The sequence below is a fragment of the Gammaproteobacteria bacterium genome (assembly GCA_013696315.1).
Classification (GTDB): domain Bacteria; phylum Pseudomonadota; class Gammaproteobacteria; order JACCYU01; family JACCYU01; genus JACCYU01.
Genome location: JACCYU010000213.1, coordinates 1 through 2,656 on the forward strand (window position 1 = coordinate 1; position 2,656 = coordinate 2,656).

Below are 2,656 nucleotides of genomic sequence, written 5' to 3' on the forward strand. Positions count from 1 at the left end.
CTCCAGGATCCGGCTGACGATCGCGAGGCCGTCGTCGCCGCCGTCGAGACCGAGTGACGGCTCGTGGCGGTGCTCGGGCGGGAGGGTCCCTGCGGAGATATCCGTGGCATCGACCTCGGCCTCCGGAAAGGCGAGGCGCAGGCGATCGCGATGCATCCGCTTCCCGTTCCGATGTCGAGGATGCGGCGGGGATCGTCGAGCCACGGCGAGAAGCGCGATTCGATGAGCTCTGCGATCGGCGATCGTGGCACCAGCACGCGCTCATCGACATAGAAATCGAGCCCCGCAAACCACGACTCGCCGAGGACATAGGCGGCGGGCTTGCGGGTACGGATGCGCTCGCGGATGAGTGGGAGGGTGCGCGCCTTGCCCTCCGAGATCGGCGGCTGATCGAGCACCGCGTCGGCGACATCGAAGGGCAGGATTAGGGCGTGGAAGACGACGAAGACCGCCCCCTCACGGGCGCTCGTCGTACCGTAGCCATAGGGCGCCCTCGAACCGGGCCTCGGCCCACAGGACCAGATCGCGGGGGGTCTCGACCTTATCGAGCGTGAGACGGCCTGGGCGCTCGGATCTGGCCCCCGGTTTCACCGGGTCTCTTCGGCCTCGTGCCGGGTACTCGCCGCTCCCCCGGCCATGACACCACCCATGTCGTGATGTCACCGCTGCAGCTCATGCAACGTCTGGCCGCGCTGGTCCCGCCCCCACGGCTCGGTCAGCATCAGAGTAGCCGATGTCACTAAACCTCTGACTTAACAAATGAATCTGTTCGTTTTGCTACGCTTCCTGGAAGACCGTTGCTGCCCTATCCTTACTATGATACCTTGCGGCTGACCCAGCCTCGTTTGGATGGGCCAAACCCTGACGAAGGAGAGAATCATGACTGTAGCCAATGTTTCACGAAACCGTCTGCGTGGGTTGCCGAAAGAGTTGCAGGCCGCCCAAGAGTCAATTAACCTTCCCGAGGTTCAGGAGATGCTTCAGAAGCTCTCCCAGTACAATCTCGGCGTCTATAATGCCCCACATGCACGACGAGCAAACTGGTGCATTCCAGCCCCTCCCCCCCGGAATCACACAGGTGGAAGATGGTCTGAAAGTGACATTCCAGCCGGAGGAAGAATGCGCCGACCAGCCCGACCGCTCTTACATGCCGGTGGGATGGTACTGGCACCCCGGAACAGTGTCAGCGGCTGACCAACAGATGTGTGTAATGAGATGCTCAGCACGATGTACATATCAGGGTCAGATGCACACTAGCGGGCACGAGTCGAGTCATGAGACGTTGTGAAATAAGGTAAAGCTAGGGTCAGACACGGTTAAGAAAGGTTTACTCATCACCCGCTTCGAGAGGGGCGCGACATGAAGTGCCACGCCCCTTATTTTCCGCTTGCTGTTTCTAACGAATCGCTTAAGCACTAGCTATTTCTCTTTAGCCTTCCACACAAAGCCCCGTGATTGATTATCATAGATATTCAGAGACTTATTCTTATAATCAAAAGACTATCTTAAGAGAAACAGTATTGGATTTGATATCTAGTCATAATATTCAATCTATGCTTGACGTTGGCGCTGGTTGGATTGAAACCGCGCTATTCTATAAAAATGCTGTGAAAAACTATATTGCTGTCGAGCAAGATATGGAAAGGGCGGAGATACTTAAAAAAGAAGGGTTGGTAGTAATTAACGAAAGTTTTCCATGCACTATTGAAGATAAATTTGACCTTGTCTTGTCATCTCACTCAATACCCGAACAAGTGGAACCTTATGAAGCATTCCTACAAACTGCATGGAAAAATGTAAACAAGCAAGGATATTTAATGATTATTACATTCAAAGGAGCAAACGACGCACTTGAGGATCTCAAAAATGAGTTAGTATCAGATAGAGGTTCTCAGAAAGACGACGAGAGGTTCAAAGGGATGATGCGAATACTTCAATCTTTTGGCGATCCAGTAATAAGGAAGATAACCAGCTATAAAAAAACAAAAGTTCCTGAAGACATTATTCAGAGCATTTCTTGGTCGCTTCGTTTAGATTATTGTCAATGGAAACAAAGATTGCTTTCTGTATTAGAAAGTCGGTTTAAAGATGAACACGGTTATTTCTTTCCTCATGAACATTTAGTCCTGCTTCTTAAAAAGTAAAGAGTTTCAAATCAGAAACCACTTTTCCGGAGATATCCGTGGCATCGACCTCGGCCCTCCGGAAAGGCGAGGGCGCAGGCGATTCGCGATGCAGCACTAGCACGTGCTCGTCGACATAGAACTCGATCCCCGCAAACCAACACTCGCCGAGAACATAGGCGGCGGGCTTGCGGGTACCGATGCGCTCGCGGATGAGTGTGAGGGTGCGCGCCTTGGCCTTGCGGGGTCAGCGGCTGGTCGAGCACCGCTCCGGGTGGAGATTCAACTCGGGCTCTTCCAAGAGCAAAGGGCCACCGCCGGCCAGGGCGATCCACAAACGCCCCATGAGCCGAAGCGTCCCGCGCGCCGCGAGACAGCGCAGGCTTGAGATGCCCCGACGCTTGCGTACGGCTTCCTGAAAGCCTCCCCCGACGGACACAAGGTCGTGCAGGAATCGGAACAGGCCGAGGAAGTTGGACTTCCCAGAGGCATTGGGGCCGATTAGAAACACGCGCCGCTGCAATTCCACACGA

General features: G+C 54.3%; 3 protein-coding genes. 1 reads left to right on the forward strand and 2 read right to left on the reverse strand.

Annotation, left to right across the window (positions count from 1 at the left end):
- Positions 1-398, reverse strand: a 398-nt coding sequence (locus H0V34_12495; protein ID MBA2492467.1) for a 50S ribosomal protein L3 N(5)-glutamine methyltransferase, incomplete at its 3' end; no start/stop codon positions are given.
- Positions 399-1,553: 1,155 nt separating this feature from the next.
- On the opposite strand from H0V34_12495, the gene H0V34_12500 reads away from it, so the two are divergent.
- The gene (locus tag H0V34_12500; GenBank protein MBA2492468.1) at positions 1,554-2,144 is read left to right on the forward strand and encodes a class I SAM-dependent methyltransferase; all 591 of its coding nucleotides are present in this window, start codon (positions 1,554-1,556) and stop codon (positions 2,142-2,144) included.
- 226 nt (positions 2,145-2,370) lie between these two features.
- Here H0V34_12500 and H0V34_12505 read toward each other — a convergent pair.
- A partial coding sequence (locus H0V34_12505; GenBank protein ID MBA2492469.1) for an ATP-binding protein occupies positions 2,371-2,656 on the reverse strand: 286 nt, incomplete at its 5' end.

What these genes read in the sequence shown, in the direction of transcription:
- H0V34_12500 (MBA2492468.1), top strand. Translation starts at nt 1,554, where the DNA reads ATGCTTGACGTTGGCGCTGGTTGGATTGAAACCGCGCTATTCTATAAA.